This is a genomic window from Bradyrhizobium sp. (genome assembly GCF_035935975.1).
In the GTDB taxonomy this organism is placed as follows: domain Bacteria; phylum Pseudomonadota; class Alphaproteobacteria; order Rhizobiales; family Xanthobacteraceae; genus Bradyrhizobium.
Genome location: NZ_DASYWN010000012.1, coordinates 82,626 through 98,720, shown reverse-complemented (window position 1 = coordinate 98,720; position 16,095 = coordinate 82,626). Strand labels below are relative to the sequence as shown.

The following is a 16,095-nucleotide window of genomic DNA, read 5'->3' as shown; positions in this document are numbered from 1 at the left end:
AATTCACCCGAGCTTTGTTTGATCTCTTCACCCTCTTTCCCAGGAGGGCGCAGGGAAGGCCGGGTGCCGGCTGGCACCCACGGTCCGCTGTGCGACAGCACACGCAGAAGAACTGCACAGCGGCATACAGGTGAAGCCGCACACACGGCCTTCCCTGCGCGATGGTCGGACGGCTTATGCCGTGCTCTCCCGGGAGCCGAATTCCCTTTAGCCTCCCTCGCCTCCGCGGAAGTCGCCGGCGCCGCGCCGGTTGACGCGACTGCCGCATCCGCCAAGGCTTGACCGTAGCAACGACGGCCAGGACCACACGGTTTTGCCGTACGCACGGCTCGCTGTTCGCCGCAGTTTTCCCGGCCCTGTCGACGGAGCCGGAAACTTACGGGCGAAACGAACCTGACAGCGCCGCTCGTCGGCACGAAGTTTTGGACTCACGGAGAGCAATCCGCCCTGCCCTCAACTCTCGCGCCCGACGCTGCCGCGTCCACCGCAACCCGGCTCGCGCATCGTGACGACAACATGATCGCCCCTCAAGGATGAGCCGGGATGGGCGATACATACGACAAATCCGAATTTCGGTAAAGTGGAATATTTTCGCGCGAGCCGCTTGACGGCATCACGGGTGTTTTGCCCGTCAGGCAATGATGGAGCCGTAGCTCGGTTGGAAACTCGCCGTGCGGACGCCGCGTCTTCACGTCTTGCGATATCCGGACGATCCTGCGTAGAATGCCCCGGTGGGGACGAAGCAGACTCCCCGTGAGACTTCGGTCCAAGTCTGCGCAGCACGCAATACGTGGAGCTTGCGCATGGACACCGAACGACAGCCTTTCCGACCTTCCCTGGCCATCCTCTCACGCGGCGACGCCGTCACGCGCCGCGCGGCGACTCCGCAGAACAGCCGGTTCGTCCGCGTCTTCGAAGCGCTCGCGGCCGTCGGCATCGACGCGAGACCTGCCATCTACGACGAGAGTTTCCCCGACGCCGTCCGCAACCAATTGCTCGGCGTCGATGGCGTCCTCGTCTGGGTCGACCCGATCCATCAGGGCAAGACGCGCGCCGAGCTTGATGCGCTGCTGCGCGACGTCGCGGCGCGAGGCCCATGGGTGAGTGCGCACCCGGATGTCATCCTGAAAATGGGCGTCAAGGAGGTCCTCTATCGAACGCGTCATCTGGGCTGGGGCGCCGACACGCACCGCTACGACAGCGCCGCGGCCTTCCGGGCGGAATTTCCCCAGCGTGTCCGGGCCGATGGCCCCCGCGTGCTCAAGCAAAATCGCGGCAATGGCGGCCAGGGCGTCTGGAAGGTTGAATCGCTGCCGAATGCGGACGCGACGGTTCGCGTGCTGCATGCGCAACGCGGCAGCTTTCCCGAGGACATTCCGCTCGAAGCTCTCCTCGCGCGCTGCGAACCCTATTTCGGCTGGGGCGGCTGCATCATCGATCAGCCGTTTCAAGCACGCCTGCCCGACGGGATGATCCGCTGCTACATGAGTGGATCCAAGGTCGCGGGCTTCGGACATCAATTGATCAAGGCCTTGATCCCGCCGCCGCCGCAAGGACCGGACGCACCCGAGGCGCAACCGGGTCCACGGATCATGCACGGACCGGACGCGCCGCAATTCCAGGCGCTGCGCAGGCTGATGGAGGGCGAATGGACGCCGCAGATGATGAAGGTGCTGGCGATCGACGAGGCGTCGCTGCCGGTGATCTGGGACGCGGACTTCCTCTACGGGCCGCGCGATGCAGCGGGCGCCGACACCTACGTGCTCTGCGAGATCAACGCGAGCTCGTGCTTTGCGATCCCCGACGAGGCACCGGCGGCGATCGCACGGACGGTTCGCGACAGGCTCGTGGTTGCAAGCCCATTACGTTGAGCGCAGCACAACGAAAACGGCGCGGTATATCGTCGCCATGACCGGACTTCGATCTCGTAGCCCGGATGGAGGGAAGCGCAATCCGGGGTCCTTGTCACAAGCGAGACCGGTCCCGGATTTCGCTGCGCTTCATCCGGGCTACGGGACCTCCGCTCAGGCCGACATCGCGCCCTTGCGGCCGAACGGATCGAGCAGGCGGACGATCTCGCAGACGGCGACGAGGCCGGCGAGCCAGGCGGTGCTGGTCAGTCCGATCCGTGTCACGATGGCCGCGGTGAAGGCGCCCTCGCCGCCCAGGAACGGCGTCGCGGCAAGCAGCGCGAGCTCATAGGCCGCATAGGCGGCGACGAGCGTGATCGCCAGCATGAGCGGCGTGCGGCCCTGCGGCAGCGCGCGGAGCAACGCGGACGAGGCGGCGGTCGCCACCAGCGCAGCGGCGCCGATGACAAAGCCCCAGGCGATGGTGCTGCCATCGACGGGATAATGCAGCACGCCGAAGCCGATGCTCTGGTTCACCAGCCAGGCGCCGGTGACGACCAGCAGCGCCGGTCGCAGCGGCAGCATCGCGGCGGCGAGAACGGCGAAGGCCGCGAAAGGCGTTGCGCAGGCGAACGCAAAGCTTGCCAGCGCGCATGCCACCGTCAGCAGCGCAAAGCCGAACATCGGCGCAAGGCGCGGTGTCACCGGATGAAGCCGGAGGCGGTCGCCATGAGACGGCAGGATGTCGAGAGCCATTGATGATCTCCTTCTGTTTGAAGTCTAGTCGATTTGAGGGCCTGTGACAGCCCCGTCGGGTGTCAGAACGTGGCGCCGGCCTTGAGCAGGTAGGTGCGGCCCGGCAGCGGATAGGCGCTGAAGCGGCCGTCGGTGAACGTGCTGGCGATGGCGTAATCGTAGTAGAGCGCGTTCAGCGCATTGTTGACGCTGAGCGACCAGAAATAGCGATCGACCTGACCGCTGAGCTTGAGGTCGATCGTGCCGTCGGCGGGGATCGGCTTCTGGGTTCCGGCCTGGTCGTTGTCCATCCGCCGTTCGCTCCAGAAGCGCGCGGTGGCATCGAGCACGACGTAGTTCTGCCAGATGTTCCAGGTGACGCCGGCGCTGGCGGTGTAGCGCGACACCAGCGGCACGTCGTTGCCGGCCCAGACGCCTTCGCGGAACACGGCCCGCGTCACGGCCATGCCGGAGCGCAGCAGCAGCGCGTCATTGACGCGCAAGGACAGGCTGGTCTCCGAGCCGTAGCGGCGGGTCGGATCGAGATTGGTGTTGTAGAACAGGACCGGGTTGAAATGGATCTCGTTGGTGAGGTCCATCAGATAGAGGCTGCTCTGGAACTGCAGGCCGCCACCCTTGATGCGCAGTCCGCCCTCGACATCCTGCGAGGTCTGGGTCTTGAGCTGGAAGGTCTGCGGGAGCGATGCAAAGGTGACGGGATCGAACAACGGGCCCGACGACACGCGCTCGTCGACATCAGGCGTGCGGAAAGCGCGCGCGGCGCGGCCGAACAGCGAGAACATGTCGTTGAGGCGATGCTCGGCGCCGAGATGCAGCGCATATTGGGTCTCGCTGCTCGTGAGCGGGAGCGCGCCGATATCGGCGTTGAACGGCGCGGCTGCATCGAAATTGTCGCGTGCCGAAAGACTGACATTCTCGACCCGCGCGCCGTAGGAGATGTCGGTGGTGGGTGCAACACCCAGCGTATGCTGGAAATAGCCCGCGACCGTCTGCTGCCGGAGGTCGTAATTGTGCCAGGGCGCGAGCCCCTGCCCGGCGCCGCGGTTCTGCCGAAAGCTCGCGTCGTAATAGTCGATGCCGGTCAGGAGTTGCGACGGCATGCCGAAGGCAAAGCTCTTCACGCTGAGCCGCGGCGTGATCGACCATGTCGTGAGGTCGGCATCGACATAGGTCGAGGTGAAGAGCGCCGGGACCGGCGCCGGGCTCGAGAAGAACGCGCTTTGCTGCTTCTTGTCGCGCACGCCGCCATCGACGATGAGATCGACGCCGTTGACCAGCGACTTGGTAAAGCCCGCGGTCGCACTCCAGCCCTGCTGGTTGGCGTAGTCGAAGGGGGTGCTGGTCCCGCGTCGGTTGGTTGCGAGTTGGTCGACGCCGATCGACGGATCGACAAGGCGGCCGCCCGGCAGCCGCAGCTCCTGATTGTCGCCGGTGACGGTGAGGAAGGCGGTCAGACCGGGCGTGGTGTAATTGAGATTGCCGACACCGTTCTCCTGAACATAGCGATTGTTGTCGCGGTAGCCGTCGGTCCTGACGGTGTTGCCGTAGAACGAGGTCGACCACGGGCCGGAATTGAGCGAGGTCGAGACATTGCCGAGTCCAGTATTGAACGAGCCGAAGCCGGCCTCGATGCGCGCGGTCACGGGCGGTCCGCCGACGCCGTTTTTGGTGACGATGTTGATGACGCCGCCGACCGCGTTGTCGCCGTAGAGCACTGCACCGGAATTGCCGCGCGTGACCTCGATCCGCTCGATGGAATTGAGCGGGATGGTGGACAGATCCACCTGCGCCATGTCGATGTCGTTCAGCCGCCGTCCGTTGACCAGCACCAAGGTGTTGGCGGTGGCAAAGGCGCCGAAGCCGCGCAAATCCACGCTGGTCTTGGCGGCGACCGGACCGCCATAGAACGTCGTGATCTGGGCGCCCGGGACTTGCGCCGCAATGATCTCGGCAAGGGACTGCGATGGCGCATGTGCGATATCACCCGCCGTGATGACGGTCGTGGCGGCCCCGACGATGCCGCCATTGCCGATGGCAGCCTCACCGCCAGAGCCGGATGAACCGGATGCCGGTGCGCCGCCTGGGGCGGCACGCGGAGCCGCACGCCGCCTCGTCGCGTCACCCTCGCCCGTCGCCCTGGCGCGCGTACGGTTCTGGTCGTCAGGCCTGGTCACCTCGACCGGCGGCAATTGCTCCGCGTCGGGCTGCTGCGCATGGGTGCTGGAGAGATCGAGCGAAGAGAGCGAAACGGATGCAAGAAGGCCGGCGCTGAGGCGCCTGGCGGCAGAGACAAGACGGGACACGGTTAGAACCTCGGTATGACGTCAGTGGCACGTCACAGCGAACAAGGTTCTCGGAGCGATCGATTGCTCCGGTGAAACCAATGTCTGTACTCCCCGACCGACATCTTCGCGTGTGACCACGGCTGACGGCAGGTCTCCTGGCTCGCGGGTCGTTACCTCTCCGTCGCCTTCCCAGGACCGAGATTCCCAGTGGCATGAGACGAAGGATTCACCGCTTACAGTTGCGGGGGCAGCCGTGGTTTTGGGAAGATCCCGCACCACGTTCCCTTTTGATCTCCGTGAGGAGAACCGTCACGGGCCAATCTACGGGGCGAGCAAGCTGAGAGTCAATCGGCCGGTTGCATGGGCATCGAAGTGCCGCACCGAAGATTGCGCTGGCGCAATCAGGCCGGCTCCCTCTCGACGCGCGTCGTGATCATCGCCCGCTCGCCGGCATCGACGAGCTGGCCAATGCCGGTGCGCCCTGCGAGCGCGCAGCGGATGATGTTTTCGGCAACCGTTCTGCGGAAGCCGTGCTCCTCGCCGCCGGGGCGATTGCGGCAGACCCGGTCCAGCGCCAGCTTCATGTTGATCCGTGTGCGGGTGTCGAAATGCTCGCTGATCATTCGCACGGCCTCGGTCGCGTTGATGTCGAGGCGGAAACGCGCGGGCATCGGCTGGGTTCCAAAAACGGATCGGGCCATGCCCGCCCTGTTGATTTGGAGACGGGCGAGCTACGCCCGCCCTCTTGATTTTGAGACGGTCGGGCTACGCCCGCCCTCTTGATTTCGAGACGGGCGAGCTACGCCCGCCCTCTTGGCCGCTGCGCCTGGGCCCATGCCGCGGTGACGTCGTGCGGGGGAACGTCGATCCGCTTGATCGGGGTCAGCTCGCCGGAGGCGGAGACGATAGCGGTTTCCTCCCTGCGACAGCGCGGACAGACGAACCGGACTTCGTGCGGCTGCGCCGACCAGCTCGACCGTTTCACATTGGCCGCCATCGGCCATGCCTCGCATTGCGAGCATGACAGCAGAAACCGACCGGGATCGAGCATACCCATTCCAAAGGACTCCGCGTCCTGCCCGCCCCTTCAATGATCGACCCATGTGAATCGTTCCGGTGCCGGGACACCGTCAGCAAGGAACCACCCGCTCAGCGCGCGCCCTTGAGGGTGCAGGAGGTGGTGCAGGTCACGGTGGTGCCGTGGTCACACGCCTTGCAGGCTGCGACGCACTGGTTCATGTCGCGGGGATTGTAGGAGCTGTAGTTGCGCGCGGGGCAGGCAGCGGTGGAGCCGGTGATGTCCTGTCCCGGATTGCAGGCCGCCGTCATCAGCGCGAGGATGAGTACCGCAACAACACGCATGGGATCGCCCTGCAAGAAGTGCCGCCAAGGCGGCGACCACGAGGCACGTTGTGTTGCAACGGACCCCGGCATTCCCATCGCAAGGAACGATGCTACGCAGCGTGCCCTCGCATCCTCTGAAGATGCGCGCCAAACGTTAAAAACGGCTTTCGGCCGCGCAGCGCCCGCAAGCGCGCGATGGTTCTGCGCATCCTGCAGCGGTTTGCATGTCCGGGGCTTACGTCAGGCCGCGACCTCGCGCTCGCAGCCAGAAGCAACTACCGTTCAAGCGGCAGCCTCCAGGCATCGACCGTTTCAGCAGCAGCCATTCAAGCGGCAGCCGTTGCAGCAGCAGCCGTTGCAGCAGCAGCCTTGGACGCGACCGCGCGCCGCGTCTCGTTCGCCAGCTCGTAATAGTGCCCGGCGAGCTTGAGATAGAATTCCCGCTTGTTGCTGTCGGTGGCGAGCTTGGCGATCAACTCACATTCGGCCGTGAGCGTCTCAAACCGTTCCAGCCTGTCCTCAAGTTCTGTCATCGGCGTGTCCCCATTAAACGCCTTAAGGACACTCAACCTAAGCCCGGGAAATAGGTCACTGCAAACATCGTTATGGGGTAGTATCAATTATTCCGGAGTAGCCCGGCTATTTGCTGTCCATCCGCCAGGCCCCGTCCCAATCGGCTGCCGGCGGACTCGTCTCGAACTCCGCGATGCGGGCGAGCATGGTCCGCGACGGGCCATCGCCGGGCACGCTCTCCAGCGCGGCGCTGAAGGCCGCGCGGGCCTCGTCGAAGCGGCGGCCGCGATAGGCGGCGAGACCTTCTGTATAGTGCTTACGCAAAGCCTCCTGCGCCCCAGTCAGTGCGCCGGCCCTGCCCATCACCTCGAAGATCACCTGCGGCGCGCTCTGGCCGGCGACGGCCAGGCGGTCGATCTCGCGCAGCTCGAGATCCGCGCCGATCGCGTCGGCCGTCGCCTGCGCGATCAGGATCCGGGTGCCGTAGACCTTGTTGACCAGCTCGAGCCGCGAGGCGAGGTTCACGGCATCGCCCATCACGGTGAAGCTCATCATCAGCTCGGAGCCGATGCTGCCGGTCAGGACCTCGCCGGTTGCGATGCCGATGCGCAGATCGCAGGGAACGGGCATGGCGCGGATGCCGAGCAGGTCGGGCAATTGCTTCTGTAGCGCGGGCACCTGCTCGGCCATGTCGATGGCCGCATTGCCGGCAAGCAGCGCCGGCTCGCCCTCCTCGATGAAGGGCGGGCCCCAATAGGCCATGATCGCATCGCCGATATATTTGTCGATGACACCGCGATGGTTCCGGATCGGCGCGGACATCACCGTGAAATAGTGGTTCATCACCTTGACGAGGCCGCGCGGGGTCATGCCCTCGCTCATCGAGGTGAAGCCGCTCATGTCCGAGAACATGATGGTCATCACCCGGCGCTGGCCGTCGATGGCGACCTCCGGCCGATCGATCAGGCCCTGCACCACCTTCGGGTCGATGTAGCGGCCGAAGGTCTCGCGGATGCGCTCATTGTGCCTGAGCTGCTCGATCATGCGGTTGAAGGCGGCGGCGAGCTCGCCGATCTCGTCCTGGGTCGAGACGGTGATGGGCTTGTCGAAGCGACCGGCCTCGACCTCGCGGGTGCCGGCGAGCAGCAGGCGGACCGGCCGGGTGATGCCGCTCGAGACCAATAGCGCAAAGGCAAATCCGACCACCGCTGCGAGGATTGTGACGACAGCCGAGATGATGATCGCCTGATGCTGGCGGCCGATCACCGTCGAGGTTGAAGCGAAGACCTGCTTGAGCATGTCGGCGCGAACGCCGTCGATCCGCTGGTTGAACTGGTCGCGCAGGGCGTCGAGATGCTCCAGCGTGCCGCGCGCCTCCGGCATCTGCTTGGCATCGATCTGCTTGAGGAGTCTTGCGTGCGCCTCGTTCATGTCCCGGCGCAGCTCTGTAACGGCGGTCTCGATATGGGCATCGATCCGCGCCAGCGCGGCATTGTCCGAGGGCGTCCTGGAATCGTCGATGATCGCGTTGATGTGCTTGCGAGCCTCCGAGGTCTCCGCCTCGATCTTGCGGTCGGCTTCCTCGAACTCCTTCAGCCGCGCAGCGTACGCCTCCTCGTCCGGGGCTTCCTGCATCTTCATCATGACCATGCGCCGCAGCGCCACCGACCGCTCCAGCGAGCGGATATTGGCGCGCGCCAGATCGCCATAGGCCGGGATGTAGCGGTTCGTCAGCTCGTCCAGGAGGACGCCGACCTGGCTCGACATCACCATCGACAGGATCGAGGTGACCAGCATCAGGACGATCAATCCGAGGGCGATGCCGACGATCTTGCGCCGGATCGACTGGTTGAAAAGTGGCATGAGCGATGGGTAAAGGGCTGAAAGGACGCTTGGGAACTCAATACACCGGATTTCGCGGCGGGAACACGCGCAATCTGGCCCTCGCGGCGCTCCAGACCGCACACAACCGTCGCGCGAGCCCCATCCGTTAACAAAGGTTAAAATCGCTACCCTTCCGTTATTTCGGAAGTTCCCGGGTTCCCATCCGTTTTTTGCCGCATTGTTGAACGAGCGTGAGGAATGGGAAACGATGTCATGGCATCGTTTGGTGTCGTCGTTTGGTGTCGTCTTTTGATTCTCAAGCCGCATGTCGTCGCGGACCTTGGTTTGTAGTGGTTTCGCAGGGGGCCATCGAATGAACCAGTGCCTACGCTCGCTCGCGTGTGTCGTTGCCGTGGCCGCATTGGCCCTTCTTCCAACCGAGCTGGCAGCGAAGAGCAGTCACAGATCGTCCGCGTCGAAGAAAACGCATGAGACGAAAGCCGGCGGCAAGCAGCGTCACGCTGCCGCGAAGTCGCGCCACGGCAAGCATGCCGAGGCCAAGCGCAAGTCCAAGAAGGACGATGAAGATTCGGACAAGCCGAAGGCGCCGCCGCTCACCGGCGATCTCGCCGCGCTGAAGGACGCCATCGATCTCGCGCGCAAGGGCAAGAGCGACGATGCGAGCGCGGCGCGCGACCGCATCGCCGACCCCGCCGGCCAGAAGCTCGCCGACTGGTTCATGCTGCGCCATTCCGAGAGCACCGCGCCGTTCAAGCGCTACGCCGGCTTCCTGGCCGCCAATCCGGACTGGCCGAGCAGCGCCCTGCTCCGCCGCCGCGCCGAGGCGCGGCTGTGGCAGGAGAAGAGCGACGCAGCCACCGTGCACAAATTCACCATGGACCGGCCGATCAGCGCCAAGGGCAAGTTCGCGCTCGCCCGCGTGCTGCTGGGCGAAGGCGACAGCGACCGGGCCACCCGCCTCGTGCGCGAGGCCTGGCGCACGGAGGAATTGTCCGAGCGCAGCGAAGAGGATTCCTACGAAGCGTTCCGCGATCTCCTGACCGCTGACGATCACCGCGCCCGCATGGACAAGCGGCTCGGCGCCAAGGACTATGCCGGCGCTAGACGCGTGGCAAAGCGGCTCGGCGAGGATGCGCTCGCGATCGTCAAGGCCTGCGCGGCCGTCACCGGCAAGGCGAACAAGGCCGGGGACTATCTCGACGACGTCTCGACTGAAGCGCGCCGCGATCTCGGCTATGTCCTCTGCCGTGCGCAATGGCATATCCAGAAGGACCGCATCGACGACGCAGCCGAGGTGATCCTCGCCGCCGCGCCCGACATGATGGCGGCGCAGGACACCGACGCCTGGTGGCGCGAGCGCCGCCTGCTGGCGCGAAAGCTGCTCGACCAGGGCAAGTCCAGGACCGCCTACGACGTCGTGCGCACCGCAGCCGTGCCGGCGATGGAGGTCTATCGCGTCGACTATCATTTCATGTGCGGCTGGATCGCGCTGCGCTATCTCGACGATCCCAGGACGGCGATGATGCATTTCGCAGCCATCGACGAAGGCTCGGCCAACCCGATCGCGCTGTCGCGCGCCCATTACTGGCGCGGACGCGCCGCCGAAGCCATGGGCGCAACCGCCGACGCACGCATGAGCTACAAGGCCGCCGCGCGCTATTCGACCGCCTATTACGGCCAGCTCGCGCGGGCAAAGCTCGGCATCGACCGCATCGAGCTGCGCCCGCCCTCGCCGGTGCTGGCCGCAGCCGACACGCCGGCCTCGGATGAGCGCGTACGCGCCGCCGACATGCTCTACGGTATCGGCGAGCGCGACATGGTGTTCTATTACGCCGAGGATTTCGCCAAGGAGAGCACCGACGTCGCCGCGCTCGAAGCGCTCGGCGAGCTCGCCGGCCAGCGCAACGACGCGCGCGTCATGCTCGAGGTGGGCAAGTCCGCGCTGGCGCGCGGGCTCGCGCTCGACCATTACGCCTTCCCGACCATCGGCATCCCCGAGCACAAGCAGGTCGCGCCCGCGATCGAGACCAGCGTGATCTACTCGGTGGCGCGCACCGAGAGCTCGTTCGACCAGCGCGACAAGTCGCCGGCGAACGCGGTCGGCCTGATGCAGGTGACGCCGGAAGCCGGACGCGACACCGCAAAGCGCTTCGGCCTGACCTATGACTGGGACAAGATGGTCTCCGATCCCGTCTACAACACGCAGATGGGCGCAGCCGAGCTCAGCGCGCTGCTGTCGGAATATCGCGGCAACCAGATCATGACCTTCGCCGGCTACAATGCCGGCCGCGGCCGGGTACGCGAATGGGTCCAGGCGCGCGGCGATCCGCGCGACCCCAATGTCGATCCGGTCGACTGGGTCGAGCGCATCCCGCTGTCGGAGACGCGCAACTACGTCCAGCGGGTGATGGAGAACGTGCTGGTCTATCGCGCGCGGTTCGAAGGCAGCAGCGTCATGGCCGGCAAGAGCGACCAGCGCGTGGTGACGCACGAAGTCAGCGCAACGGCACCCGTGGCAGCCGCAGCACCCGCTCCCTAGTCGATGCCGCCGGGGCTGGACGCGGCGTCTGCCAGGTTACGTTGCTGCGGCTTCCGCGCGGGTACGATCGCGCAGCTAGGTGTCACCTCCTTCCGTCGTGATCAGATCGCGACCGTCCAGGTATGCGCCGGTCAAAACTCTCGCGAAGCTCCAGACCTGTATCGTGTAGCTCCAGCACGAGACGGCACTCAGCACCGCCAACATCTCGATCATGTTTCCGGTGGCGTTCCAGTCAGCCGGCTCTCTGCGCCCAGGCATCGACCACGGCATCCACAGCGTCACGAGCTCGCCCCGGCGGTAGCAGTCATAGTCACAGTAGCGGCGCTGTGTCCGCACATGCCGGACATAGCCGGACCGGATCGATCGCGAGCATGTGCTGCACGTCGACGCGTTTAGCGGGGGCTCGTGATTGACCAGCACGAACTTCATGAAGCCGCCCTCACGCGATCTTGCGCGAGGGACTCGCAGAACAAGGTGTAGCAGTGATAGTCGCAGTACGGCAGACGGGTCGCCATCTCGCGAAGATAGCTGCCGCTGATCGGCTCGCAGCACTGCATGCACCACGCCTGCCGGAACGGGGTCCGGCCGTTCACCAGCACGAACGCGAATCTCATGTGGCACCTCCCAAAGCGAAGCAATAAACGCCGTCCAACGGAGACAGTGCTGGCGGTGGAGCGCAAAGATGGTTTCGGCCGTCCGGGTTGTCCCTGTTTCGCTCCACTTTTTGCGGCGGGACCGGAATGTATTTTCCGTCCTCCCTGCGCCGCGCATGAATCTGGCCGTCGATGTACTTGATGTCGGTCGGATAGCAGTCAGCGCTGTTGCAGCAGCTGAGGCTCGGATTATCCGGCATGTGCCAGGTCGAATAGAATTTTTCGTGCAGCCTCTGGTCCTGGGGCGGATGCTGGCGATGAACGGCGCCGTGTCCGGTCTCCTGCGCCTGGACCGTCGCGGTGGAGCAGAACAGAACGATCGCGCACAAGAGCTTGCATGGGCGGTTCAAGACACGGCTCCCGGATCAGCGCTTCGGAACGATATCAGCTCTCCAATTCAGGCTCGCGCGAACTGAGTCCGAAACAACCACCGGCGGTCGCGTTCGCGGCGTGTGCGGAAGCGATCGACACATTTCTTGGAGCAGAGCGCCGTGCGCCACGAGTAGTAGCGGATCAAACCAAATTTGCCGCCACACATCGCGCAGTCGTTGGCTGAAGAGCACCCTTTCGACTCGGATAGGCCACGCTCAGGAAGTACGGATGCATCACACATTGCGGTCTCCCACTGTTGCTTGCGCTCTTGCCGGTTCGTTCCGTTCGACCTCTCGCAGGTCGCGAATTGCGACGATCGCGGTTGCGTGTCGAGAATTGCAGAGGCTTCGTCCTTGATCGTGCCTGTCGGCAAGACCTCGACCGCAAGCTTCAGAGCGGCTCTCGTGCACTCGCTGCGATTGGCTGGTCGACACTCCCGATTGGTCGTGAGGGTAGTCTGCCCGGCACGAAGCGCTCAATTGTACGGAGGTAAAATGGCCGACATGACTAGGATTACGGGAGCTATACCTAGGTTTGTCCGTATTCGACCGGGGCTCCCGCCCTCGTGATGTTCAACGAGACCGCGCACGATGCTCCCGCTGCACGGGCACGGTGAAAACTCTGCGGAGAAGCGATGTTGCCGCGCCGCGATCGCCAAGGTGGCGAATGGTCAATCCAGAGGCGACCATCACCCCATCCGACTTTGCACGGAATTGCTCCTCTCGCGGCAACGTGCTCTACTCGCGTTCACGCAGGGAGTTCTTGGAGCGTCTGCGATGAAGCCTGGCCGGGCAGCGACGTTCGGGAAGTCAGCCGCGCAATTCCTCGCCGGCTGCGTCAGGCAAACTGTCGCCCTCAAGCCGAACACCGAGCCCGACGGCGGCTTGCTCGAAGCGGTCAAGCAATGGCAGCAAGTCTTCGAGCACAATCCGGTCATGTACTTCATGGTCGATCCGGCCGGAACCGTGATCAACGTGAACACGTTCGGCGCCGCGCAACTGGGCTATACCGCCGCAGAGTTGATCGGCCGATCGGTGCTGGATGTCTTCTTCGCCGAGGATCGCGACTTTGTCCGCGCGTGTGTTGCACTGTGCCTTGAGACCGTCAATCAGTCCCACACCTGGGAGATCCGCAAGGTACGCAAGGACGGCTCGGTGCTATGGGTGCGCGAGAATGCCAAGACCATGCTGCGGGCCGATGGCGGCCCGATCGTGCTGGTCGCCTGCGAGAACATCACCGAGCGCAAGGAAGCGGAGAATGCTCTGCGACAGAGCGAGGCTTATCTCGCCCAGGCGCAGGAATTGAGCCACACCGGCAGTTTCGGCTGGAGGGCCGCAACCGGCGAGATCACATGGTCCAAGGAGACCTATCGCATCTTCCAATGCGACGAAGGGAGCAAGCCGCGGATCCCGGTCATGCTCCAGCGGATCCACCCCGAGGACCGGCTCGCGGTGGAACGGACCACGGGTCGGGCGGCGCGCGAGGGCAAGGACTACGACCACGAATATCGGCTCGTGATGCCCGACGGCTCCATCAAATACGTCCGAGCGGTGGCCCGCGCCACGCGAGATTCCGCCGGTTGCGTGGAGTTCGTCGGATCGGTGACTGACATCACGGCGACCAAGGAGGCGGAGCGAAGGCTGCGCGAGAGCGAGCAGCGCTTTCGCGACTATGCCGAAACCGCGTCCGACTGGTTTTGGGAGACGGGGCCCGACCACCGCGTGACCCTGATATCGGAGCACTCCGATACCGCCCCCGCCCCCGTTGGCATTATCGGGCTCACGCGCTGGGACATTACTCCAGACGCCGATCTCGAACCGGAAAAATGGCGACAACATCGGGCGGCGCTCGACGCCCATGTTCCATTCCGCGACCTGGTGTATCGCAGCAAGGACCGCAACGGGCAGCCGATCTATGTTCGGACCAGCGGCAAGCCGTTCTTCGATGCCGACGGGAATTTTCTCGGCTATCGCGGCGTCTGCACCGACGTGACCGCAGCCATCCGGGCCGATCAGGCCGAAGACGCATTGCGCAGGGCCCAATCCGAACTCGCCCATGTGACGCGCGTCACGACACTGGGCGAGCTGACGGCTTCAATCGCCCATGAAATCAACCAGCCTCTCGCTGCAGTGATCGCAAACGCCGACGCCTGCCTTGCGTGGCTGCAGCGCAGTCCGCCCGATCTCAAGGCGGCGCGCCGCTCCGTGGAGTGGATCACCGAGGACGGCAAGCGTGCCAGCGACGTGATCCGTCACGTGCGGGCGCTCGCCAAACGCAGCGAAATCGAGATGGTCCCGCTCGACGCAAACCTGGTCGTGCGCGAGGCCGTCGCGCTCGTTCAGCGCGAAATGGCCAGCCACGCCGTGTCGGTGCGCCTGGAGCTGTCATCGGCCCTGCCCAAAATCTTTGGCGATCGGATCCAGCTTCAGCAGGTCCTGATCAACCTGATCATGAACGGGATCGAGGCCATGGAAGACGTCCATGACCGCCCGCGCGAGCTGGCGATCCGCTCGGCAGCGGATGGCGAGGGCGCGATGCTGGTGAGCGTCGCCGATCGCGGCGTTGGCATCAGTGAACAGGCGATAGATCGCCTGTTCACGCCATTCTTCACCACGAAGTCCGGCGGCATGGGCATGGGGCTGTCGATCTGCCGCTCCATCATCGAGACCCATGGCGGACGACTTTCCGCCGCTCCGAACCAGTCGGGCGGCGCGACGTTTCAGATCACCCTGCCCCTCCATCGAGAGGAAGCATCGTGACCGAGCGCATGGAGCCTTCGCCACCGCAGGAGAACGCCGATCAGCCGATCGTCTTCGTCGTCGACGATGACGCCTCCATGCGCCGTGCGCTCACCAACCTCTTCGAGTCGGTCGGTCTCAAGGTGGAAGCGTTCGGCTCGGCGCCGCAGCTCCTCCAGGCCAAGCCGCCGCAAGTACCCAGTTGCCTGGTGCTCGACATCCGCCTGCCCGGAGCCAGCGGCCTTGACCTGCAGTCCGATCTTGCCAAGGCGAATATCCACACGCCTATTATCTTCATTACCGGTCATGCCGATATTCCCATGACCGTTCGGGCGATGAAAGGCGGCGCGATCGATTTCCTGACCAAGCCGGTCCGCGACCAGGACATCCTGGACGCAGTCCAGGCCGCGATCGAGCGGGATCGCAAGCGCCGCGATCTCAACAAGACGGTCTCGGACGTCAGATCACGCTTCGAGTCACTCAGCTCGCGGGAGCGCGACGTTTTGGCGCTGGTGACGTCCGGCCTGATGAACAAGCAGGTGGCCGCCGAACTCGGATTGGCGGAAATCACCGTCAAGATCTATCGCGGCCATATCATGCGCAAAATGGGCGCGAAGTCCCTGGCCGACCTCGTGAGAATGAGTGAGGCGCTGGGGATTCGACCCAGCGGGTCCGACGTACAAACCTAAGTATGAGTTTGCAACGACGAGTGGCAGGTCCACCCTGCGTGTTCAGGTTGGGCCGTCGCGACGGCAAGCGCAATCCCCGGGCGAGGAGCGGACGTCTTGTCAGCGGCTTCGGTCATTTCGGTGCTCGATGATGACCCTTACGTGCGGGCGGCGATCAACAACCTTCTGGAATCGCGCGGGTATGTCGTGCGCACATTCGCCTCCGCCGAAGAATTTCTGAGCTCGAGCGATTCCAGCCGTACCTCGTGCGTCGTCGCCGACGTGCAGATGCCGTTCAAGACCGGAATCGATCTGTTGGCGCAGATGCGCGCGCAGGGTTCGGCGACGCCCTTCATCTTGATCACAGCTTTCCCGGATGAGAGCCTGCGCATACGTGCGCTCAGGGCCGGAGCAACCTGCTTTCTCGGCAAGCCGTTCGCCGCCGCGGACCTGATGCAATGCCTGGAGCGGGCGCTGGCAACAGGCGACAAAATCATGGAGTGATTGTCCGGCGGTCACCGAAGGCGATGCA

The 16,095-nt window shown here is 64.6% G+C and carries 15 protein-coding genes and 1 riboswitch; of the genes, 5 read left to right on the top strand and 10 right to left on the bottom strand.

Going from position 1 to position 16,095, the window contains the following annotated elements:
• Positions 1-803: 803 nt before the first annotated feature.
• Positions 804-1,871: a Cj0069 family protein gene (locus VGR99_RS05635; protein WP_326897322.1), complete on the top strand. Its 1,068-nt coding sequence runs from the start codon at positions 804-806 to the stop codon at positions 1,869-1,871.
• A 153-nt stretch (positions 1,872-2,024) separates the two neighbouring features.
• Here VGR99_RS05635 and VGR99_RS05630 read toward each other — a convergent pair whose 3' ends face one another.
• The 7 genes from VGR99_RS05630 to VGR99_RS05600 form a co-directional block, all read right to left on the bottom strand.
• Entirely contained in the window at positions 2,025-2,606 is a 582-nt protein-coding gene (locus VGR99_RS05630; RefSeq protein WP_326897321.1) for a hypothetical protein, read from the bottom strand.
• Positions 2,607-2,668: 62 nt separating this feature from the next.
• Positions 2,669-4,909, bottom strand: coding sequence for a TonB-dependent receptor (locus VGR99_RS05625; RefSeq protein WP_326897320.1), 2,241 nt, complete (start codon positions 4,907-4,909; stop codon positions 2,669-2,671).
• A 110-nt stretch (positions 4,910-5,019) separates the two neighbouring features.
• Positions 5,020-5,217, bottom strand: a riboswitch (cobalamin riboswitch).
• Positions 5,218-5,292: 75 nt separating this feature from the next.
• Positions 5,293-5,562 carry a hypothetical protein gene (locus tag VGR99_RS05620; RefSeq protein WP_414645089.1) on the bottom strand — a complete coding sequence of 90 codons (270 nt, stop codon included), beginning with the start codon at positions 5,560-5,562 and terminating at the stop codon, positions 5,293-5,295.
• Between the two features lie 128 nt (positions 5,563-5,690).
• Positions 5,691-5,948 carry a hypothetical protein gene (locus tag VGR99_RS05615; RefSeq protein WP_326897319.1) on the bottom strand — a complete coding sequence of 86 codons (258 nt, stop codon included), beginning with the start codon at positions 5,946-5,948 and terminating at the stop codon, positions 5,691-5,693.
• A 92-nt stretch (positions 5,949-6,040) separates the two neighbouring features.
• On the bottom strand, positions 6,041-6,253 hold the full coding sequence (locus tag VGR99_RS05610) for a hypothetical protein (RefSeq protein WP_326897317.1): 213 nt from the start codon (positions 6,251-6,253) through the stop codon (positions 6,041-6,043).
• 308 nt (positions 6,254-6,561) lie between these two features.
• Positions 6,562-6,768 (bottom strand): hypothetical protein, encoded by a 207-nt coding sequence (locus VGR99_RS05605; RefSeq protein ID WP_326897316.1) that lies wholly within the window; start codon positions 6,766-6,768, stop codon positions 6,562-6,564.
• Between the two features lie 106 nt (positions 6,769-6,874).
• Positions 6,875-8,611, bottom strand: coding sequence for an adenylate/guanylate cyclase domain-containing protein (locus VGR99_RS05600; RefSeq protein ID WP_326897315.1), 1,737 nt, complete (start codon positions 8,609-8,611; stop codon positions 6,875-6,877).
• Between the two features lie 334 nt (positions 8,612-8,945).
• On the opposite strand from VGR99_RS05600, the gene VGR99_RS05595 reads away from it, so the two are divergent.
• On the top strand, positions 8,946-11,132 hold the full coding sequence (locus VGR99_RS05595; RefSeq protein WP_326897314.1) for a lytic transglycosylase domain-containing protein: 2,187 nt from the start codon (positions 8,946-8,948) through the stop codon (positions 11,130-11,132).
• Positions 11,133-11,207: 75 nt separating this feature from the next.
• Here VGR99_RS05595 and VGR99_RS05590 read toward each other — a convergent pair whose 3' ends face one another.
• From VGR99_RS05590 to VGR99_RS05580, 3 genes are read right to left on the bottom strand one after another with little or no spacing between them, the layout of a single operon-like run.
• The gene (locus VGR99_RS05590) at positions 11,208-11,561 is read right to left on the bottom strand and encodes a hypothetical protein (RefSeq protein ID WP_326897313.1); all 354 of its coding nucleotides are present in this window, start codon (positions 11,559-11,561) and stop codon (positions 11,208-11,210) included.
• On the bottom strand, positions 11,558-11,746 hold the full coding sequence (locus VGR99_RS05585) for a hypothetical protein (RefSeq protein ID WP_326897312.1): 189 nt from the start codon (positions 11,744-11,746) through the stop codon (positions 11,558-11,560). Before VGR99_RS05585 ends, VGR99_RS05590 begins: the two co-directional genes overlap by 4 nt.
• Positions 11,743-12,135 carry a hypothetical protein gene (locus VGR99_RS05580; protein WP_326897311.1) on the bottom strand — a complete coding sequence of 131 codons (393 nt, stop codon included), beginning with the start codon at positions 12,133-12,135 and terminating at the stop codon, positions 11,743-11,745. The genes VGR99_RS05585 and VGR99_RS05580 overlap by 4 nt, the downstream gene beginning before the upstream one ends.
• A gap of 798 nt (positions 12,136-12,933) precedes the next feature.
• Between VGR99_RS05580 and VGR99_RS05575 the strand changes: the two genes are divergently transcribed.
• The 3 genes from VGR99_RS05575 (at position 12,934) to VGR99_RS05565 (ending at position 16,067) form a co-directional block, all read left to right on the top strand.
• The gene (locus tag VGR99_RS05575; protein ID WP_326897310.1) at positions 12,934-14,916 is read left to right on the top strand and encodes a PAS domain S-box protein; all 1,983 of its coding nucleotides are present in this window, start codon (positions 12,934-12,936) and stop codon (positions 14,914-14,916) included.
• An 8-nt stretch (positions 14,917-14,924) separates the two neighbouring features.
• Positions 14,925-15,584 (top strand): response regulator transcription factor, encoded by a 660-nt coding sequence (locus VGR99_RS05570; protein ID WP_414645090.1) that lies wholly within the window; start codon positions 14,925-14,927, stop codon positions 15,582-15,584.
• A 96-nt stretch (positions 15,585-15,680) separates the two neighbouring features.
• A complete protein-coding gene (locus VGR99_RS05565; RefSeq protein WP_326897308.1) occupies positions 15,681-16,067 on the top strand; it encodes a response regulator transcription factor in 387 nt (128 codons plus the stop codon).
• The last annotated feature ends 28 nt before the right edge of the window (positions 16,068-16,095 follow it).